The sequence below is a fragment of the Symbioplanes lichenis genome (genome assembly GCF_030709675.1).
Classification (GTDB): domain Bacteria; phylum Actinomycetota; class Actinomycetes; order Mycobacteriales; family Micromonosporaceae; genus Actinoplanes; species Actinoplanes lichenis.
Genome location: NZ_JAUZQD010000022.1, coordinates 66,001 through 83,429 on the forward strand (window position 1 = coordinate 66,001; position 17,429 = coordinate 83,429).

Annotated in this window: 19 protein-coding genes, 3 tRNA genes and 1 riboswitch; of the genes, 9 read left to right on the plus strand and 13 right to left on the minus strand. The window is 72.3% G+C overall.

Translation table 11 applies throughout. The features are described 5' to 3' along the window. Positions 1-882, minus strand: a complete 882-nt coding sequence (locus RAN62_RS37920) for a carbohydrate ABC transporter permease (protein WP_305789709.1) — start codon at positions 880-882, stop codon at positions 1-3. A gap of 167 nt (positions 883-1,049) precedes the next feature. On the opposite strand from RAN62_RS37920, the gene RAN62_RS37925 reads away from it, so the two are divergent. Then, positions 1,050-2,075, plus strand: a complete 1,026-nt coding sequence (locus RAN62_RS37925; RefSeq protein ID WP_305789710.1) for a LacI family DNA-binding transcriptional regulator — start codon at positions 1,050-1,052, stop codon at positions 2,073-2,075. A gap of 158 nt (positions 2,076-2,233) precedes the next feature. Next, entirely contained in the window at positions 2,234-3,070 is an 837-nt protein-coding gene (locus RAN62_RS37930; RefSeq protein WP_305789711.1) for a class I SAM-dependent methyltransferase, read from the plus strand. Positions 3,071-3,079: 9 nt separating this feature from the next. On the opposite strand, the gene RAN62_RS37935 is transcribed toward RAN62_RS37930, so the two are convergent. The 4 genes from RAN62_RS37935 to RAN62_RS37950 form a co-directional block, all read right to left on the minus strand. After that, a tRNA-Cys gene (locus RAN62_RS37935) sits at positions 3,080-3,150 on the minus strand. Between the two features lie 263 nt (positions 3,151-3,413). Next, positions 3,414-3,486: transfer RNA gene (locus RAN62_RS37940), tRNA-Ala, on the minus strand. A gap of 56 nt (positions 3,487-3,542) precedes the next feature. After that, positions 3,543-3,615 (minus strand) — tRNA-Gln (locus RAN62_RS37945). Positions 3,616-3,998: 383 nt separating this feature from the next. After that, positions 3,999-4,994, minus strand: a complete 996-nt coding sequence (locus tag RAN62_RS37950) for a class I SAM-dependent methyltransferase (protein WP_305789712.1) — start codon at positions 4,992-4,994, stop codon at positions 3,999-4,001. 151 nt (positions 4,995-5,145) lie between these two features. Here RAN62_RS37950 and RAN62_RS37955 point away from each other — a divergent pair, with 151 nt between their 5' ends. Together RAN62_RS37955 and RAN62_RS37960 are read left to right on the plus strand one after the other, a co-directional pair. Beyond that, entirely contained in the window at positions 5,146-5,565 is a 420-nt protein-coding gene (locus RAN62_RS37955; RefSeq protein WP_305789713.1) for a YciI family protein, read from the plus strand. After that, the gene (locus RAN62_RS37960; protein WP_305789714.1) at positions 5,562-6,758 is read left to right on the plus strand and encodes an RNA polymerase sigma factor; all 1,197 of its coding nucleotides are present in this window, start codon (positions 5,562-5,564) and stop codon (positions 6,756-6,758) included. Before RAN62_RS37955 ends, RAN62_RS37960 begins: the two co-directional genes overlap by 4 nt. 6 nt (positions 6,759-6,764) lie before the next feature. Here RAN62_RS37960 and RAN62_RS37965 read toward each other — a convergent pair whose 3' ends face one another. The 4 genes from RAN62_RS37965 to RAN62_RS37980 all read right to left on the minus strand — a co-directional run bounded on the left by RAN62_RS37965 (position 6,765) and on the right by RAN62_RS37980 (position 10,188). Beyond that, positions 6,765-7,454: a LysM peptidoglycan-binding domain-containing protein gene (locus RAN62_RS37965; protein ID WP_305789715.1), complete on the minus strand. Its 690-nt coding sequence runs from the start codon at positions 7,452-7,454 to the stop codon at positions 6,765-6,767. A gap of 1 nt (position 7,455) precedes the next feature. Beyond that, positions 7,456-7,644, minus strand: a riboswitch (cyclic di-AMP (ydaO/yuaA leader). A 336-nt stretch (positions 7,645-7,980) separates the two neighbouring features. Continuing rightward, the gene (locus RAN62_RS37970) at positions 7,981-8,277 is read right to left on the minus strand and encodes a DUF2064 domain-containing protein (protein ID WP_305789716.1); all 297 of its coding nucleotides are present in this window, start codon (positions 8,275-8,277) and stop codon (positions 7,981-7,983) included. A 40-nt stretch (positions 8,278-8,317) separates the two neighbouring features. Continuing rightward, positions 8,318-9,424, minus strand: a complete 1,107-nt coding sequence (gene menC, locus RAN62_RS37975) for an o-succinylbenzoate synthase (RefSeq protein WP_305789717.1) — start codon at positions 9,422-9,424, stop codon at positions 8,318-8,320. Further along, the gene (locus RAN62_RS37980) at positions 9,421-10,188 is read right to left on the minus strand and encodes a GNAT family N-acetyltransferase (RefSeq protein WP_305789718.1); all 768 of its coding nucleotides are present in this window, start codon (positions 10,186-10,188) and stop codon (positions 9,421-9,423) included. Before RAN62_RS37980 ends, menC begins: the two co-directional genes overlap by 4 nt. A 31-nt stretch (positions 10,189-10,219) precedes the next feature. Between RAN62_RS37980 and RAN62_RS37985 the strand changes: the two genes are divergently transcribed. The 3 genes from RAN62_RS37985 (at position 10,220) to RAN62_RS37995 (ending at position 13,320) form a co-directional block, all read left to right on the plus strand. Next, positions 10,220-11,794 carry a serine/threonine-protein kinase gene (locus tag RAN62_RS37985; protein WP_305789719.1) on the plus strand — a complete coding sequence of 525 codons (1,575 nt, stop codon included), beginning with the start codon at positions 10,220-10,222 and terminating at the stop codon, positions 11,792-11,794. Then, positions 11,791-12,300 carry a hypothetical protein gene (locus RAN62_RS37990; RefSeq protein ID WP_305789720.1) on the plus strand — a complete coding sequence of 170 codons (510 nt, stop codon included), beginning with the start codon at positions 11,791-11,793 and terminating at the stop codon, positions 12,298-12,300. The genes RAN62_RS37985 and RAN62_RS37990 overlap by 4 nt, the downstream gene beginning before the upstream one ends. A 69-nt stretch (positions 12,301-12,369) precedes the next feature. Continuing rightward, a complete protein-coding gene (locus tag RAN62_RS37995; RefSeq protein WP_305789721.1) occupies positions 12,370-13,320 on the plus strand; it encodes a ricin-type beta-trefoil lectin domain protein in 951 nt (316 codons plus the stop codon). A 5-nt stretch (positions 13,321-13,325) separates the two neighbouring features. On the opposite strand, the gene RAN62_RS38000 is transcribed toward RAN62_RS37995, so the two are convergent. The 3 genes from RAN62_RS38000 to RAN62_RS38010 all read right to left on the minus strand — a co-directional run bounded on the left by RAN62_RS38000 (position 13,326) and on the right by RAN62_RS38010 (position 15,477). Continuing rightward, positions 13,326-13,856: an alpha/beta hydrolase gene (locus RAN62_RS38000; protein WP_305789722.1), complete on the minus strand. Its 531-nt coding sequence runs from the start codon at positions 13,854-13,856 to the stop codon at positions 13,326-13,328. Between the two features lie 90 nt (positions 13,857-13,946). Further along, complete coding sequence (locus RAN62_RS38005; RefSeq protein ID WP_305789723.1) at positions 13,947-14,525, minus strand: DUF6642 family protein; 579 nt, start codon at positions 14,523-14,525, stop codon at positions 13,947-13,949. A gap of 82 nt (positions 14,526-14,607) precedes the next feature. Next, positions 14,608-15,477 carry an AurF N-oxygenase family protein gene (locus tag RAN62_RS38010; RefSeq protein ID WP_305789724.1) on the minus strand — a complete coding sequence of 290 codons (870 nt, stop codon included), beginning with the start codon at positions 15,475-15,477 and terminating at the stop codon, positions 14,608-14,610. A 53-nt stretch (positions 15,478-15,530) separates the two neighbouring features. Between RAN62_RS38010 and RAN62_RS38015 the strand changes: the two genes are divergently transcribed. Together RAN62_RS38015 and RAN62_RS38020 are read left to right on the plus strand one after the other, a co-directional pair. Continuing rightward, positions 15,531-16,163, plus strand: a complete 633-nt coding sequence (locus RAN62_RS38015) for a TetR family transcriptional regulator (RefSeq protein WP_305789725.1) — start codon at positions 15,531-15,533, stop codon at positions 16,161-16,163. Continuing rightward, a complete protein-coding gene (locus RAN62_RS38020; protein ID WP_305789726.1) occupies positions 16,160-16,432 on the plus strand; it encodes a DUF4873 domain-containing protein in 273 nt (90 codons plus the stop codon). The genes RAN62_RS38015 and RAN62_RS38020 overlap by 4 nt, the downstream gene beginning before the upstream one ends. Here RAN62_RS38020 and RAN62_RS38025 read toward each other — a convergent pair. Next, the gene (locus RAN62_RS38025) at positions 16,386-17,387 is read right to left on the minus strand and encodes an AraC family transcriptional regulator (RefSeq protein WP_305789727.1); all 1,002 of its coding nucleotides are present in this window, start codon (positions 17,385-17,387) and stop codon (positions 16,386-16,388) included. The genes RAN62_RS38020 and RAN62_RS38025 overlap by 47 nt on opposite strands. Positions 17,388-17,429 lie beyond the last annotated feature (42 nt).

A 17,429-nucleotide genomic window follows, 5' to 3' on the forward strand; every position in this document is an offset into this window, starting at 1 on the left:
TCAGCGCTCCTTCGTGCCGCGCAGCTGGACGACGTAGGCGATCACCATCGTGATGATGCCCATGACGATCGCCACGGTCGCGGAGTAGTTGTACTGCTGACCCGAGAAGGACAGGTTGTACGCGTACAGGTTGGGGGTGAAGTCGGTGGTGATCGCGTTGGGCGCCAGCTGCTGCAGGATGCTGGGCTCGTTGAAGAGCTGGAAGCTGCCGATGATCGAGAAGATCGTGGCCACCACCAGGGCGCCCCGGATCGCGGGGAGCTTGATGGCGGTGATCTTCCGGAACTCCCCCGCGCCGTCGATCTCGGCCGACTCGTAGAGCGAGCCGGGGATCGTCCGCAGCGCGGAGTAGAAGATCAGCATGTTGTAGCCGGTGAACTCCCAGGTGTTGATGTTGCCGATCGACGCGAGGATCCAGCTCGGCGACAGCAGGTCCGGCAGGCTCCAGCCGAACTGGTCGTTGATGCTGGCCAGCAGGCCGAACTGCGACCCGTACATGAAGCCCCACATCAGGGCGGCGACCACGGCCGGGACGGCGTACGGCAGGAAGATCGTGACCCGGAAGAACGACGAGCCGTGCAGCCGGCCGGAGTCGATCGCCAGCGCCACGAGCAGCGCGATGAACAGCATGATCGGGACCTGGACGACCAGGAAGAGCGAGACCCGGCCCAGCGAGCTCCAGAAGCTCGGGTCGGTCAGCGCCTGCTGGTAGTTGTCCAGCCCGACGAACGAAGTGCCGCCGATCAGGCGGGTCTTGAACAGGCTCAGATAGATCGAGTACGCGATCGGTGCCAGGAAGACCAGCGCGAAGACGACCATGAAGGGGCCGACGAAGCGCCAGCCCGTCCAGGATCGGCGCCGGCGTACGGCTAGCTCGGCCATGGGGTGTCGTCCCTCTCTCTCACCAGCTATGTTTACGTAAACATCCTGGGCAAGGGCGCTGGTCAGGACGCTCTGTTACACACGGATGACGGATGTGATGTTTACGTTAACATCGTGGTGATAGTTGCACCACACTTCCATGATCGTCAAGAGGAGACACGCAGGTCATGCCGACGAATCGCCGCGCCGCACGCGGGGTGTCCATGGCCGACGTGGCGCGCCTGGCCGGGGTGTCGGCTCAGACCGTCTCCCGCGTCAGCAACGGCCACCCCTCGGTCGTCGAGTCCACCCGCCGCCAGGTGCTCGACGCCATGCAGGAGCTCGGCTACCGCCCCAACAGCGCGGCCCGGGCCCTCAAGCGCGGCGAGTTCCGCACCCTCGGCATCATCCTCTTCACCCTGGCCACCACCGGCAACAGCCGCACCGTGGAGGCCATCGCGACCCACGCCGCCCGCGAGGGCTACGCCATCACGCTCATCCCGGTCGCCGTCCCCACCCAGGACGGCGTGCTCGGCGCCTTCACCCGCCTCGGCGAGCTCGCGGTCGACGGCATCATCGTCATCATGGAGGTCCACCTCCTCGACGCCGCCGACCTCACCCTGCCCCCCAACGTCCCGGTCGTCGTGGTCGACTCCGACGCCGGCGACCGCTACCCCGTCGTCGACACCGACCAGGCCGACGGCGCCCGCCAGGCCACCCGCCACCTGCTCGACCTCGGCCACCCGACCGTCCACCACGTCGCCGGCCCGGTCGAGTCCTTCGCCGCCGGCCGCCGCCTGCAGGCCTGGAGCGACACGCTGCGCTCCTCCGGCCGGCCGGTGCCGGAGGTGCAACGCGGCGACTGGTCGGCCGAGAGCGGCTACCGCGCCGGCCTCGCCCTGGCCGCCGACCCCGGCTGCACCGCCGTCTTCGCCGCCAACGACCAGATGGCCCTCGGCGTCATGCGCGCCCTGCACGAGGCCGGCCGCGCCATCCCGGGCGACGTCAGCGTGGTCGGCTTCGACGACCTGCCCGACTCCCCCGCCTACCTGCCCCCGCTCACCACGGTCCACCAGGACTTCGCCGAGATGGGGCGGCGCTGCGTCGACACCTTGCTGCGCCAGCTGCGGCGCGAGCCGGGGCGGCCGGGCACCGACCTCGTGCCCACGCGCCTGGTCCTGCGCGACAGCACGGCTCCTCACGCCCGGGCCTGATCCGCTCGCGGCCGGCTTTCCCTCGCCTCGCACGGCCGTGCGCTCCTCGCGGCCGGCTTTCCCTCGCTCTCGCACGGCCGCGCGCTCCTCGCGGCCGGCTCCATCGACGGAGCCTTGTGCTCTGGACACGAGGGGCAGTGACTGTCTTCCATGGAGTGATGGACTCCGCAGACCTGACCCGCATGGACGCCATCGAGCGCAACTGGAACGCCCGCACCCCGATCCACGCCGCCAGCGAGTTCTACGCCGGCGCCTTCCGCGACCCCGACGCCTGGTTCGCCGATCATGAATGGGACGACATCGGCGACGTCAAGGACCGCGACGTGCTCCACCTCCAGTGTCACCTGGGCACGGACACCGCCGCCTTCGCCCGGCGCGGCGCCCGGGCGGTCGGGCTCGACCTCTCCGGCGCGGCCATCGCCGAGGCGCGCCGCCGCTACCCGGACATCGAGTTCGTGCACGCCAACGTGTACGACGCCGGGGCCGCCCTGGCCGGCCGCCGGTTCGACGTGGTCTACACCGGCCGGGGCGCGCTGCTCTACCTGCCCGATCTCACCCGCTGGGCCCAGATCGTGGCGAGCCTGCTCAAGCCCGGCGGCCGGCTGTCCGTGCTCGACTTCCATCCGCTGCTCATGGCGCTCGGCGTCATCCCCGAGGAGGGCGAACCCGACACCCTCACCCTCCGGTACGACTACCTGCCCGGCCGCGGTCCGGAAGAGCGTGACTGGGCGCACACGTACACCGACGGGCCGCTCCTCGCCGGCGACACCCGCAGCTACGAATGGCCGCACAGCCTCGGCGAGCTCGTGACCGCCGTCGCCGCCGCCGGCCTGCGTGTGACGACGCTGCGCGAGGACCCCAGCGGCCCGTACCCCCGCTTCGCCCGCATGGTTCCCGCCGACCGGCCCGGCTTCTTCCGCCTCCCGGACGACGACCCGCTGATCCCGCTGTTCTTCGCCCTCCGCGCCGTCAGCCCGTCGCCCGGCGCGGAGTGACGAGCAACGAGGTCGTAGCCGGATTCGAACCGGCGTGCACCGCTTTGCAGGCGGCTCCCTGACCACTCGGGCATACGACCGTGCGTGCCCCGGCGGGCCGGCGCGGCGGCCTCCCGCCCGGCGGACGCCTCGTGCCGTGCCCGGCCTGACGGGCGCGGCGCTCCGAGCCGTGCCGTGCTTGCGGGTGCGGCGTTCCGTGCCGTGCCCAGCTTGCGGGAGCGGCGTTCCGTGCCGTGCCCAGCTTGCGGGAGCGGCGTTCCGTGCCAAGCCTGGCCTGCGGGTGCGGCGCTTCGTGCCGTGCTTGTGGACGCGGCGCTTCGTGCCGTGCCCGCCGGGGCGTGCGTGGACCCGGCCGGAGTCGAACCGGCCACCTCCGCTGTGCGAGAGCGGCGCTCTACCGGATGAGCTACGAGCCCGGGTTGTTGCCACTTTCCGGCCGTCGTCGCCGCGGCGGGACGGTGACGGCGTGAAGCTGCGGGCGGAGGATTCGAACCCCCACTTCCCGGTCCAGAGCCGGGCGTGCTGCCGGGTTGCACCAGCCCGCATGGACGGCCGGCGAGGCTCTCACCTCGCCGGCCGATCAGCCACTCAGACGGCCGCCGCGATCACGGCCGGGCGCGCTCGCACGAGCTCTGGTCACCCTGGCGCTGCCGACAGCCGGCGGCGGTCCTGTGTGGTCCGGCCCAGCGCATGGCGGCCTCGCCGCGCGGCGCCGGACGCCGCTGTGCGAACGGGGCATGCCATGACATCTGCTTCTCCTGACGTGGCGATGGACCGAGGCGATGGACCGAGGCGATCGACCGAGGCGATCGACCGAGGCGATCGACCATGAAGATCGACCGTCGTGATCGACCGTGGCGATCGGTGCTGCGCTCAACGGTAGGGACCGTCCACGACCGGAGCAACGCCTTTTACCCCGCCCCGACGATCAGGGGCGCCGGGCGACGACGGTCGTGTTCACCGGGCCGGTACGAGCGGTCGCGTCGACGAAGCCGGCGGCCTCCAGCTCGGCGACCAGGCCGGCCGCCGTCCGCACCGGAACGTCCCACGCGCTCACCATCAGCGCGTTCAGGGCCGCGTCCGGCGCCGCCAGCTGGTCGCCGTCGACGATCAGGGCCGGGGCGGCGAGCCAGCCGCCGGGGCGCAGGCGGGCGTACGCGTTGGCCAGCGTGCGTTCCCGCCACCTGGCCGGATAGAAGAACTGGCTCCAGAAGGCGAGGTCGAACGGCTCGTCGTCGGTGAACTCGGCCGCGTCGCCGACCTCGAAGCGGACCCGATCGGACACGCCGAGCGCCTCGGACTGTGCCCGGGCGCGCGCCACGAGATCGGCGGCCAGATCGACGGCCACCGCGGTGAGCTTCGGATAGAGCTGCAGCAGAGACAGCAGCGCCCCGCTGAGACCACAACCCAGTTCGAGATAGCGGGCATCACCGTGCACCAGGTCGCGTACCTCGGGAATGGCCTCGATCGTCGCGGCCATGGCGCCGCGCCCGAAGTCCGTGGCCGGGTCGACTGTGACGGACGCGGCGAGGGCCGCGCGGTCGGCGTCGGTCACCTCCCAGTAGCTGCCGCTGCCGGCCGCGGAGAAGTGGCTCTCCACCAGCCTCTCGCGCACCGCAACCCCCTGCAGCGCCCGCAACGCGAAGCTGTCGGCACCGGCGGTGAACAGCCCGGCGTAGTCGTCACTGACCCGGTACGCGTCGTCACCCGCGGCGGTGAGAACACCGGCGGCCACCAGCGCCGTGCACAGGGCGGGAACGTGCGGCAGCCCGGTCTGCGCCGTCAGCTCGGCGGCGGTGACGGACGTGCGACAGCGGGCCAGAAAGCCCGAAGCCAGGGCGCCGCGAATCAGGGCCGCCTGCTCGGCGGCCAGCCCCAGCCCGCCGATCGCGGTGAGGGCCGGAGTGGGATCTGCGTCGGACATGTCAAGCCTCCTCGGTGGGTGGTCGCCGCCGGACTTACCCCCGAAGATCAAACCGCAAAGAAATTTCGTCGGCAGTGTCGATCCGGAAGGAGGGCCGTTCGACCTGAGAGTGTGAGGGCCGGCGGACGGCCCGGTGAGGGAGAGCGGAACCATGGCGAAGTACATGCTGATCATGCGGAACACCGACGCGTCGCTGAAGGCGATGATGGAGACGCCGTTCGAGGAGATGCTGGAGAAGGTCGGGCGGTTCAACGACGAGCTCATCAAGGCGGGGGTGCTGATCGCCGCGGAGGGGCTGGAGGACCCGGCCGAGGGCGTCGTCGTGGACTACAGCGGGGAGACGCCGGTGGTCACCGACGGGCCCTACGGGGAGACCAAGGAGCTGTTCGGCGGCTTCTACATCCTCGAGGTGGCGTCGCGGGACGAGGCCGTGGAGTGGGCGAAGAAGATGCCCGCGATCCCCGGGTCGAAGTCGGAGATCCGGCGGGTGCCGGGCATCGACGAGTTCCCGCAGGACAACGAGTACGTCAAGAGCGAGCGGGCCTGGCGCGAGCGCACCGGCCAGCTGTGAGCCCGCAGCCCCTCGAGGCGGTCTGGCGGATCGAGTCGGCGCGGATCGTCGCGGCGCTCGCCCGCTGGACCGGGGACTTCGCGCTGGCCGAGGACGTCGCGCAGGAGGCGCTGGCCGAGGCGCTCGTCTCGTGGGAGCGCGACGGCACGCCCGCGAACCCGGCCGGGTGGCTGCTGGCGACCGCGCGGCGCCGGGCGATCGACGCCTTCCGGCGCCGGGAGACCCTGGAGCGCAAGTACGCCCTGCTGGCGCGCGAGCCGGAGATCACCGACGAGTACGCGGACTACGGCGACGACGTGCTCGCGCTCATGTTCATCGCGTGCCATCCGGTGCTCGCGCCCGAGGCGAAGGTCGCGCTGACTTTGCGTACGGTCGGCGGCCTCACCAGCGAGGAGATCGCCCGCGCGTTCCTCGTGCCGGTGCCGACCGTGCAGGCCCGGATCACGCGCGCGAAGAAGACGATCGCCGCGGCGGGCGTTCGGTTCGAGCTGCCGCCGGAGGAGCAGCGCAAGGAGCGGCTCGGGGCGGTGCTCAGTGTGCTCTACGTCATCTTCACCGAGGGGTCGACGGCGACGACGGGTGACCGGCTCGTGCGCACCGATCTGGCGGCCGAGGCGATCCGGCTGACCCGGGTTCTCGCCGCGCTGGTGCCGGACGAGCCGGAGGTTTCCGGGTTGCTGGCCCTGTGCGAGCTGACCGCGGCGCGCTTCCCGGCCCGCACCGGCCCGGACGGCGAGGCCGTGCTGCTCGAGGATCAGGACCGCCGATTGTGGGACCGGGCGGCGATCCGGCGCGGGCTGGCTGCCCTGGCCCGGCCCACCACCGGCCCGTACGGGCTCCAGGCCGCGATCGCCGCCTGCCACGCCCGCGCCGCCTCCGTGGCGGAGACGGACTGGGAGCGGATCGTGCTGCTCTACGAGGCCCTGGGCCGGGTGGCGCCCTCGCCGATCGTCGAGCTGAACCGGGCCGTGGCCGTCGCCATGGCCCACGGTCCGGCGGCCGCGCTGCTCCTCGTGGACAAGCTCGGGGAGAAGCTGGCCGGCTCCCATCTCGTGCCGACCGTGCGCGGCGAGCTGCTCACCCGGCTCGGCCGGCCCGCGGAGGCCCGGGCGGAGCTGGAGACCGCCGCCGCCCTGTGCCGCAACGAGCGGGAGCGTGCAGTGCTGCTCCGGAAGGCAGCAGCACTGCACTGAGACCCGTCAGAGCGCGAGACGCTGACCCGGGAAGATCAGGTTCGGGTCGTTCAGGATGCCGGTGTTCAGGCTGTAGAGCGCCCGCCACCCGCCCTTCACGTGCTGCGCGGCCGCGATCTTGGCCAGCGTGTCGCCGGACTTCACGACGTAGTGCTTGCCGGTCGCCTGAGCGCTGACCGTGGTGCGCGAGGTCGTCTTCTTGGAGGAGGAGGACTTCGTGGAAGAAGACTTGGAGGACGAGTGCGACGACGTCGACTTCTTGGCGGACGACTTCTTCGACGACGAGGACGACGACTTGGAGGACGACGCGCCCGACGTGTTCTTGCCGGAGTAGGACTTCGACGAGCCGGCCTTCTTGCCGCAGACCGGCCAGGCGCCGATGCCCTGCCCGTCGAGCACCTTCTCCGCGATGCGGATCTGCTCCGAGCGGCTGGCCTTGTTGGCCGTCGACGCGTACTTGCCGCCGCCGTACGCCTTCCACGTGCTGCGGCTGAACTGCAGGCCACCGTAGTAGCCGTTGCCCGTGTTGATGGCCCAGTTGCCACCGGACTCGCACTGCGCGACGGCGTCCCAGTTGACGCTGGACTTCGCCTGCGCGGCCCCGCCGGAGCCGAGCAGGACGGCACCGCCGGCGGCACCGGCGACCATCAGGCCGAGGGCGCGCAGGGACGAGCTCTTGCGGATGTGCTTAGCCATGAAATACGAACCTCCACGCCTGCGAGGTCAGCTGTCGGGTTCGGGCCGAGGAGCCCGGCCACCGGGCAGGGTCACACCGAACGTGACGCCTGAGGGGTGGCTTCACCCCGAGGCGCGCTGCGATCCAGCGCGCCGGAGGAACGTGTGGGTCCCCCGCTCCTTGCCATATCGGTTGAGGTCCCGGCCCGGTCGGCGGCAAGGACTCGGCGTTACCGACCGCGGGGCCCGCGTCAGCGGACCGGCCGACGTTAACCACCGGCCAAGGGCCCGGAGCAAACTTTCAGGGCCGAAGGTGAGCTTGTTTACATTGTGCGGAGGGGCCCGCGAAACGCCCGGGGCCGGACAAAAAGCCCTGGCTGACGAGCGAAAATCAAGGAGCGGACCAGCGCGGACACGCCCCTAGCAGAAGCGGCCGGGTCGCGGGGCGCCGCCGGCGGGTTCCTCACCACACCGCCGACGACGCCGCGCCACCCGGCCGCTCGTCACCGAAGCCGCGGCACGCGCGCTCTCCCGGCGTACGGGAAAATCAAGCGGGCAGCGTCGGCAGCAGCGCGACCCGCAGCCCGAGCCGCAGCGCCGCGAGCGTCAGCGCGGTCGAGTCGGCCCCCGTGTCCAGGTCCGACGCGTGCGCCGGCTCGCGCAGCCCGAAGGCGTACCAGCCGCCGTCGGTCGTCGCCCCGATCACGACGTCGAAGTTGCGCAGCAGGTCATAGGCGTCCCGGACCAGCTGGGGGGTCAGATCCGGGGTCTCCATGGTGATCATGAGGTGGTCGGTGCGGCGGGGCACGGCGGCCGGCGCGGCGCAACGGAAGTACCGGGTCATGCCTCCCTGTGTCCACAGGGGCCGGAAAGGTTGCCCGCGATTACGCGGAAATCCATTCTGTGGCAACCGTCACATCATCCAGCACCGCCGGGAGCGGCGACACCCCCAGACCGGGACCCGGCGGTACGGCCAGAGCACCGTCCTCCAGCACGAACGGCTCGGTGAGATCGGTCGCGAAGTAGCGCCCCGACGCCGAGGTGTCCCCGGGCAGCGTGAACCCGGGAAGTGCGGCGAGCGCCACATTCGCCGCCCGGCCCAGCCCGGTCTCCAGCATGCCGCCGCACCACACCGGGACGCCGTGCGCCGCGCACAGGTCGTGGATGCGCCGCGCCTCCAGATAGCCGCCGACCCGGCCCGGCTTGATGTTGACCACCGAGCAGGCGCCGAGCGTGAGCGCCGCGGCGGCCGTACGGGCGGAAGTGATCGACTCGTCCAGGCAGACCGGCGTGCTGATCTGCTTCGCGAGGGTGGCGTGGCCCAGCACGTCCTCCTCGTCCAGCGGCTGCTCGATCAGCAGCAGATCGAAGGGGTCGAGGCGGGCGAGGTGCCGGGCGTCGGCCAGCGTGTACGCGGTGTTGGCGTCCACCTGCAGCAGCACGTCGTCGCCGAAGCGCTCGCGGACCGCCCGGACCGGCTCGACGTCCCAGCCCGGCTCGATCTTGAGCTTGATCCGCACGTAGCCCTCGGCCAGATAGCCGGCCACGGCGTCGAGCAGCTGCGGGATCGAGTCCATGATGCCGACCGACACGCCGCACGGCACGCGGTCGCGGACGGCGCCGAACTCCCGCGCGAAGGACCGGCCCGCGGCCCGCAGCTCGGCGTCGAGGACGGCGGTCTCCAGGGCGGCCTTGGCCATCCGGTGCCCCTTGATCGGGGCGAGGACCCCGGCGACCTGGTACGCGTCCAGGTGCGGCGCCGCGGCCAGCCTCGGTACGAGGAAGCGGCGCAGCACGTCGGCGGCCGCGTCCGTGTACTCGGGCGAGTAGAGCGGCTCGGCCATCGCCACGCACTCGCCCCAGCCCTCGGCGTCGCCGGTGTCGGCCCGGACGAGCAGCACGTCCCGGGTCGTCTCGGTGCCGAACGACGTCCGGAACGGCGCGACCAGCGGCATGGCGACGCGCCGCAACTCGACTCCACGGATCTTCACAGGCGGCCTCCCGGGCCTCGGTCGGTGGTGAGCACGTACCAGCCGGCGCGGTCGAAGCCGGTGAAGCGCGCGCCGGACGCCAGCAGCCCGGTCAGCACCTCACGCAGAGCACTGCGCCAGCGGGCCGCAGCGGCGGGATCGGCGACGCGCAGCCGCTCGATGTCGGGCGGCACGGCGACGAGCAACTTCTCCCCGTGTACGGGACCCCGCCGCCCGTTCTCGTCGAGCACGACCGTGCCCCCGGCCGGGTCGCACTCGAGCGGCTCGCCCCCGGCCACCTCCCAGCGCACCAGCAGCCGGTCGGAGGGATCGGCCCCGTTGAGGGTGTCGTGCATCGGACCGTAGAAGTCGGGCAGGTACTCGACCGGCACGGCACCCAGCTTCGCGAGGTTGAAGTAGGCGTTGCGAGCCACGAGCGGGTCGAAGGTCCACGTGATCGCCGTGGCGCCGCGCGACCGGGCCCAGCGGCGCTGGTGCTGCTTGAGGGCGTAGCCGACGCCCCGGCCGGCCGCCCCGGGCACCACCCCGGCGACATGGCTGTGCAGCTCGCGGACGTCCGGCGGGCCGAAGAAGCCGAAGCAGCCGCCGACCAGCTCGTCGCCCGCGTAGGCGGCGGCCACGTAGTTGCCGGCCTTGGCCAGCGCGCGCAGCATCTCGCCGCCGACCATCGGCCGGCCGGGACTCCAGATGCCGCCGAGCAGCGCGTCGAGCGCCGCCAGCTCCTCGGGCTGCGACACCACACGCACGTCCACGCCGGGCTCCATGCCGTCACTCTAACCACGTAAAGTGCCCCGCGTGAGTCGTCCATTGCTGGCCACCGATCCCCGGCGCCTGGGCGGGTACGAGCTGCTCTCGCGGCTCGGCGAGGGCGGCATGGGCGCCGTGTTCCTCGGCCGGGACGCCACCGGCCGGCTCGCCGCGGTCAAGGTCATCCGGGCCGAGTACGCCGCCGATCCCGAGTTCCGGGGCCGGTTCCGCAGCGAGGTCAACCGGGCCCGGCAGGTGCCGCCCTTCTGCACCGCCGAGGTGCTCGACGCCGACCCCGAGCACGAGACGCCGTACCTGGTCGTCGAGTACGTGGACGGACCGACCCTCACCCAGGTCGTCGGCGAGCAGGGCCCGTTGCGCGGCGGCGCCCTGCACAGCGTCGCCGTCGGGGTGGCCACCGCGATCGCCGCGATCCACGGCGCCGGCGTCATCCACCGCGACCTCAAGCCCGGCAACGTGCTGTTCTCGCTGGGCAGCCCGAAGGTCATCGACTTCGGCATCGCCCGGGCGGTCGAGGTCACCAGCGTGCACACCAGGACCGATCAGATGGTGGGCACGGTCGCGTACATGGCGCCGGAGCGCTTCGAGAACGACAGCAACCTGACCGGCCCGGCCGCCGACGTGTTCGCGTGGGGCGCCGTGGTCACGTACGCGGGAACCGGCCGCACCCCCTTCGCCGGCGACTCCCCCGCGGTCACCGCCGCCAAGATCCTCACCCAGCCGCCCGAGCTGTCCGGGCTGCCGGACCCGTTGCGCGGCATCGTGGCGCGCACGCTCGCCAAGGATCCGCGCGAACGGCCCACGGCCCACGAGCTGCTCGACCTGCTGCTGTCGTCGGGCGCCGAGGAAGAGACATTGGTACGGCAGCCGGAGCTGCGACGGGCGGCGGAGGCCGTACAGAAAGCGGGGCGCCCGGGTCGGCGCCGCCTGCTCGTCGCGGCAGCGGCCGCCGCCACCGCCGTGGCCGCGCTGATCGGCACCGGGCTGGGCCTGCACTACGCGAACGCGAGCAACGAGTCCGGCGCCGACGTGCTGACCGTGGCCGCGCCCGCCAGCCGTCAGGTGCGCGGCCTGTCCGTCGTCGACCCGCTCACCCGCCCCGGCCAGTGGCGCGAGGCGCGGCGCGACGGCCTGACGTGCCTGTTCGGCGACGACGGCCTGGAGATGACCGTCGACGCCTTCTCGCAGGACGAGTGCCCGGGGCCGGACGACACCTTCGAGGGCGACCAGACCATCGCCGCCGACATCGCCGTCCTCAACCCGGGCAGCTGCGCCACCGTGCGCTACCGCTGGGTCCGCGAGACCGGTTACCTGCTGTCGGTGTGCCGCGACAGGGTGCAGCTCGACTTCTTCAACGACGAGTCGCCGAGCACCTTGACCACGGTGCCCACGTCGGCCTTCGAGCGCGGCGCCGCCACCCGGGTGCGTCTGGAGCTGCGCGGCGCGGTCGCCACCGTCCTGATCGGGGACAAGGCCCTCTTCCAGGCGCCCCCGATCCCCGCCGGTCTCACCTCCGGCCGGGTCACGCTCGGCGTGACCAGCGAGTCCGAGACCGAGCCGGGCCAGGTCCGCTTCGCCGATGTGGAGATCTTGTCAGTATGAGAATCCTGCTCGCTCTGGCCGTCGTCGTCGGCGCGCTGACGGCGTGTTCCACCACGTCCCCGTCGGCCGCGCCGGCGTCGTCAGCGCCCGCGTCGCCGATCCCCACCTTTGCGGACGTGTCACGCGGCGACAGCAAGTCGGTCGTCAAGCTGATCTCGTTCGACCCGCAGGCCCGCTCCGCCGTCGCCGAGCCGACCATCTTCATGCAGGGCCCCGATTTCTGCGAGGCGTTCCAGCTGCCGGCTTCGGACCCGCGCTGCGAACGCGACTGGAGCACCGAGGACAGCAACACCCGCGTGACCGTCCCGATCGCGGCGGACGCCGAGCTGTTCACCATCCACGGTGGTGACCCTGAGTGCTTCAGCGGGGACTCTCTGGTCGTCGGCACGTGCGAGCTGACCCCGGCCAAGTTCGCCACGTTGTCCCAGGAGAGCGGCGAGATGCTGGTCCAACTGACCGTCGTGGACGGTACCGCCCGGAAAATCGCCGAAGTGTACACCCCGTAATGATCTTTTCTTGATCGATGCGCGTATGGTGCCGTACCGGAGAAACCTGGCTCGGCTGAAGGTGGAGCGATGACGGACAAGCGGGACTTGAGCGACCCCCCGGCGGATCCCGCCCTGGTCCGGCCGTACATCGCCCCCGTCTCCCCCGCCGTGCCGCCGCGCCTGGGCGAGAAGTGGCCCGCGCGCACCCCCGTCGGCGAGCCCACCGGCGAGCTGCCCGTCCAGCCCGCCCCCGCGCCCGCCGCCCGGCCCACCTCCTTCGGCCGCCAGCGCCTGCTCGTCCTCTCCGGCGTGACGGTGCTCGCCCTGGGCGTCCTCGGCACCGTCCTCGTCACGAGCAGCGGCGGCGACGACGAGGACACGGCGACCGTCCAGCCCACCTTCCCGCTGGCGTCGGCCACGGCCGACCTGGGCGCCGGCCCGTCCGGCCCCGCCCGCCAGTCGGCCGCCCCGGAGCAGGGCGTCTCCGGCTCCGCGCGCATCAGTCGCGGCCCCGGCCCCTCCGGCAGCGCCATCATCAGTACGGGCCCCAGCGGCGCCCCGGCCTCCCAGGCGCCCGCCGCCCCGGGCGCCCCCGCCGTCCCGCCCGGAACCACCTCCGCCCCCGCCGCCGGCCCCACGACTCCCGGCTCGACCCTGAGCCCGGCGCCGGGCACCGCGGTCACCGGCAAGGTCAAAGCCGCGTCGTCGGGCCGCTGCCTCGCCCTCGGCGGCCTCCTGGGCGTCGACGGCACGCCGATCGTGACCAACGGCTGCTCGAACATCAGCTACCAGTCGTTCACCTTCAACACCGACGGCACCCTGAGCGTCGCCGGCCACTGCGCCGAAGCCACCCCCTCCGGCGAGGTCAAATCCACCACCTGCGACGACGCCGCCACCTCCCAGTGGCGCGCCGGCCCCGCGGGCACCCTGGTCAACCTCGCCACCGGCGGCTGCCTCACCGACGGCGGAGGAACCGGCAAGACCGCCCGCGTCGAAGCCTGCACCGGCGCCGCCGCCCAGGGCTGGACCCTGCCCTAGGGAGCTCAGGCGGCGAGCAGCCGGGTGGTCCAGTCCGCCAGGGCCGAGACGGCGGTGCGGGACAGCGCCGCTCGCGGCACCATGCCGGTGAAGCCGTGGAAGCCGCCGGCCCAGACGTGCAGTTCGGCGTGGACACCGGCCGCCCACATCGTGCCGGCGAAGGCGACCGTCTCGTCGCGGAACACCTCGGCGCTCCCGCAGTCGATGCAGGTCGCGGGGAGGCCGGTCAGGTCGGTGGCGCGGGCCGGTGCGGCGTAGACACTCACGTCGTCCCCTCCGCGCCGGTCGCGGCCTCCGCCCCGCTGCTCGCGCGGGCCCGGGAGCTGGGCGCCGGCCTGCAGCGCACCCTGGCCGAGGAGCTCGACCGCGACCCCGGTTACGACGGCGACGGCACGCTGCTCGCCGCGTTCTTCGTCACCGGCTATGCCACCGTGCTGGTCGGCAACGCGAGCCGCCTCATCGCCGGGCACGCCCCGGAGACCGTGGCCCGGGATGCCCGCGCACGGGTCGAGCAGCTGTTCGACGCGCTCGCCCACGGGGTGCGCTGAACGCTCGCCGCCGGGCGAGCCGGCCGGCGCTCGTCCACGAAGCGCGCTGAGCGCTCACCATCGGGCGAGCCGGCCGGGTCAGGCGGTGCGGCCGTTGGCGTAGACGACGCGGAAGCCCAGGTGGTCGGCCAGGGCGGTCCAGCGGGACGAGCGGACCAGCCGCTCCACGCTGTCGATGCGGCCGCCGTTGACCAGGGCGTTGAGGACGACGGTCTCGAAGGCGGCGGACTCGACCCAGTCGACGGCCTTGGTGAAGCCGCACAGCATGGCGGCCTTGGTCTCGTGGAGGAACTCCTTGAGGACGCGGTCGGAGGCGCGGAGGATCGAGCAGCTGCCGAAGTAGAGGGTGCGGCCGGCGCAGCGGCCCGACATCCAGGCGGCGATCTCGTCCAGCTCGACCGTGTTCTTCTCGGTGAGGCAGAGCTGGGTGGGCTGGCCGTGGAGGGCGAAGAAGCCGACCTTGTAGTCCTGGTACTTCCGGGAGAGCCAGGTGTCCAGGTAGTAGTGCAGCTCCTCGACCGTGGCCGTGTCGCGGTGGATGAAGCGGATGCTGCCCAGCCGCTCGAGCAGCTCCAGGGTCGGCAGGACCGAGGTGCGCTCGATCAGGTCCTCCTCCCACTGCCCCTCGACGCAGAAGACTCCCCCCGGTTTCCGCACGGCCCCTCCCCCGATGACTGATCCACGACGACGCTAACCCACCCGCCGGGCCATTGCCGGGATGAGCGCGGGGGGAGGAACGTCACAGCAACCCGGATCGCCGCCAGAGGGCCAGGCCGGGGCCGCCGATCAGGTCGAGGTCGCGCAGGAACGTGACGACTTTCTCGCCGGCCCAGCGCAGCGTCGCCCGGTAGTGCGGGTTGGCCCAGGCCACTCGGGCACCGGCCCGGGGATCGATGCCGACCGAGCGGTAGACGTCCGGGGACACCAGGCGCCGCCCGGTCAGGTACGCCGCCCGGGCGATGATGATCCGGTCGTACGCGAGCCGGTGCCGCCCCGCCGCGCGGACGGCCGTGGCCAGCTCGTCGCGGGCGTAGCGGACGTGCCGGGCCTCCTCGATCACGTGGATGCGCGACACCATCCGGACCAGGGGCTGGACGGTCTCGTCGGCGGCCGCCTCGCGCTGGAGGGCGTCCAGGATCTCCTCGGCGATGAGGATGGCCGCGTACATGCGGGGCCCGGTCGCCGTGGCCGCGATGAACTGGCCGAGGCCCTGGTCGAAGGGGCCGGGCCGGTAGACCGGGCAGTCCAGCTTGGCGATCATCCGGCCGAACATGACCGAGTGGCGGCACTCGTCGGCGATCTCGGTCAGCGCGTACTGGGCGCGGGGGTCGGTCGGGTCCTGCTTGTAGTACTCGCGGACGAGCAGCTGCATGAGGATCGTCTCGAACCAGACGCCGAGACTGGCGATGCTCGCGACCTCGTGCCGGGTCAGCGTCTGCCGCTGATCGGCCGACAGCGTGTCCCACAACGGCGTGCCCCACAGCGAAGAGCGCTTCTCGGGCACGAACCACAAAGAAGAAGACAGCGGGGCGTCCCAGTCGATCTCGACATCGGGGTCGTACGAGTTGCGGGCGGAGGAGACGAGCAGCCGATCGGACAGCGAAGTCACGGAAGCCTCCGAGAACATTGACGTTACCGGAAGTAACAGGTACTTCTCGTACTATGAACGGCGACACCGACCCCGTCAAGAAAGCGGACGGCCGCAGCCAACGCTGGTCCGGTCATCGGGAGCAGCGGCGCGAGGAGCTGGTCGACGCGGTCATCGCCGCGATCCGCGAGCTCGGCCCCGAGCCGGGCATCGACGCCGTCGCCGCGCACGCCGGGGTCAGCAAGCCGGTGCTCTACCGCTACTTCACCGACAAGTCGGGGCTGTGGGAGGCGGTGGGACGCCGGGCCGCGACCGCGCTGGTCGAGGCGATCGCCCCGGCGGTGGCGGCCGTCCGCGAGGAGCGCCAGGTGGTGACGGCGGCGGTCGACGCGTACCTGGCCTTCATCGAGGCCGACCCGCACCTCTACCGGTTCGTGACGAAGCAGAACACGAACGACGTGGTCGGCGACGCGATCGACACCGTCGCCGGGGCGCTCGCGCGGATCGTCGGCGACCGGCTGCGCGCGCTCGGACTGGATTCCGGGGCGGCGCTGCCGTGGGCGTACGGCATCGTCGGGTTCGTCCAGACGGTGGGTGACTGGTGGCTGCGGCAGCGCCAGCCGATCAGCCGGGCCGCCCTGACGGAGTATCTGGCGGCGTTCCTGTGGAGCGGGGTCGCCGGCGTGGCACCGAGGGAGGAACCATGACGGACTACCGGGGACCGGCCACGATCGACGGCATCACCGTCGAGGTGCACCTGTCCGCCCGCTTCGAGCCGATCGAGGGGCAGTGTCGCTGGGCGGGCCGCGCCGCACCCAACGAGGCGCTCACCCGGAAGCAGAGAAGCGGACAGAACGCTCAGTTGGCCATCGGACAGAACGCCGCCGAGATCAAACTGAGCGAACCCGATCCCTGGGGCCGGGTCAGGATCAGCGGCCAAGGCCACCCGCCCTGGCCCGCAGCTCCCGGGGACTGACCCCGAACCACCGCCGCACCGCCCGGCTCAGCGCACTCTGCTCCGCCAGCCCCACCATCGCGGTGACCTGCGAGAACGGCAGATCGGTGGCGGTGACGAGCCGGTGCGCGGCGGCCCGGCGTACCCCGTCGAGCACCGCCTCGAAGGTCGTGCCCTCGGCAGCGAGCCGGCGCTGCAGGGTCCGCGGGTGCAGCCGCAGGCGGCGCGCCACGGCGGCCACGTCGGCGGGCGCGGTGCCGAGCGCCTGCCCCAGCACCACCCGGACCCGGTCGGCGACGCTGCGCTGCGGCTCGGGGAAATGCCCGGCCAGGTACTCGACGGCGAGGTCGCGCAGCACCTGGCTGCCGCCGGGCACGGGCATGGACCCCAGGCCGGCGGGGACGCGCAGCAGGGCGTCGGCCCGGCCGAAGCGGACCTCACACCCGAAGAACCCGGTGTACGCCACCACGGGCGCCAGCGCGTCGTGGGTCAGATGCACCGAGCGCAACCCGTACGGCCCGCCGTGCAGCAACGTGATGATCCGGTGCAGCAGCCCGAGCCCGAGATCCACCACCTGCGGCGGCAGGGGCACGGCGTCGGTGCCCGCGTAGCGCAGCCCCGCCACGCCCGGGTGCCCGGCCGGGTCCGGCACCTGCCCGACCGTGAGCGCCGGACTGTGCACGAAGAGGAAACGCCGGCTGATCTCCAGCGCCTCGCCGAAGGTCGCCGCGTTCTCGATGGCCAGCGCGAGCGGCCCCAGCACGGACGCGTTCTGCGTCCCGGCCAGCCGGAGCCCCAGGTCGGGGCAGCCCTGCTCGGCGGCGGCGGTCTCCAGGACCATGGCCGCCGTCCGCGCCGGGATGAGGGCGTCGTCGGAGTTCAGGTCCCCGGCCGACACCCCGAACCGGTCCAGGAACCCGCCGGGCAGCAACGCCGGCAGCCCGCGAAGTCCCGCCGCCCGCACCATGGCCTCCATGTCACCCGAGGGTAAATTCTTGTCGCGTCAGGACAAGTGCAA

Excerpts from the sequence above, each read along its gene's own strand:
- RAN62_RS37925 (WP_305789710.1), top strand. The coding sequence starts at position 1,050 with ATGCCGACGAATCGCCGCGCCGCACGCGGGGTGTCCATGGCCGACGTG.
- RAN62_RS37920 (WP_305789709.1), bottom strand. The coding sequence starts at position 882 with ATGGCCGAGCTAGCCGTACGCCGGCGCCGATCCTGGACGGGCTGGCGC.
- RAN62_RS37990 (WP_305789720.1), top strand. The coding sequence starts at position 11,791 with ATGAGAATCCTGCTCGCTCTGGCCGTCGTCGTCGGCGCGCTGACGGCG.
- RAN62_RS37970 (WP_305789716.1), bottom strand. The coding sequence starts at position 8,277 with ATGACCCGGTACTTCCGTTGCGCCGCGCCGGCCGCCGTGCCCCGCCGC.
- RAN62_RS37950 (WP_305789712.1), bottom strand. The coding sequence starts at position 4,994 with ATGTCCGACGCAGATCCCACTCCGGCCCTCACCGCGATCGGCGGGCTG.
- RAN62_RS37955 (WP_305789713.1), top strand. The coding sequence starts at position 5,146 with ATGGCGAAGTACATGCTGATCATGCGGAACACCGACGCGTCGCTGAAG.
- RAN62_RS38015 (WP_305789725.1), top strand. The coding sequence starts at position 15,531 with ATGAACGGCGACACCGACCCCGTCAAGAAAGCGGACGGCCGCAGCCAA.
- RAN62_RS37930 (WP_305789711.1), top strand. The coding sequence starts at position 2,234 with ATGGACTCCGCAGACCTGACCCGCATGGACGCCATCGAGCGCAACTGG.
- RAN62_RS38020 (WP_305789726.1), top strand. The coding sequence starts at position 16,160 with ATGACGGACTACCGGGGACCGGCCACGATCGACGGCATCACCGTCGAG.
- RAN62_RS37965 (WP_305789715.1), bottom strand. The coding sequence starts at position 7,454 with ATGGCTAAGCACATCCGCAAGAGCTCGTCCCTGCGCGCCCTCGGCCTG.
- RAN62_RS37995 (WP_305789721.1), top strand. The coding sequence starts at position 12,370 with ATGACGGACAAGCGGGACTTGAGCGACCCCCCGGCGGATCCCGCCCTG.
- RAN62_RS38025 (WP_305789727.1), bottom strand. The coding sequence starts at position 17,387 with ATGGAGGCCATGGTGCGGGCGGCGGGACTTCGCGGGCTGCCGGCGTTG.
- RAN62_RS37980 (WP_305789718.1), bottom strand. The coding sequence starts at position 10,188 with ATGGAGCCCGGCGTGGACGTGCGTGTGGTGTCGCAGCCCGAGGAGCTG.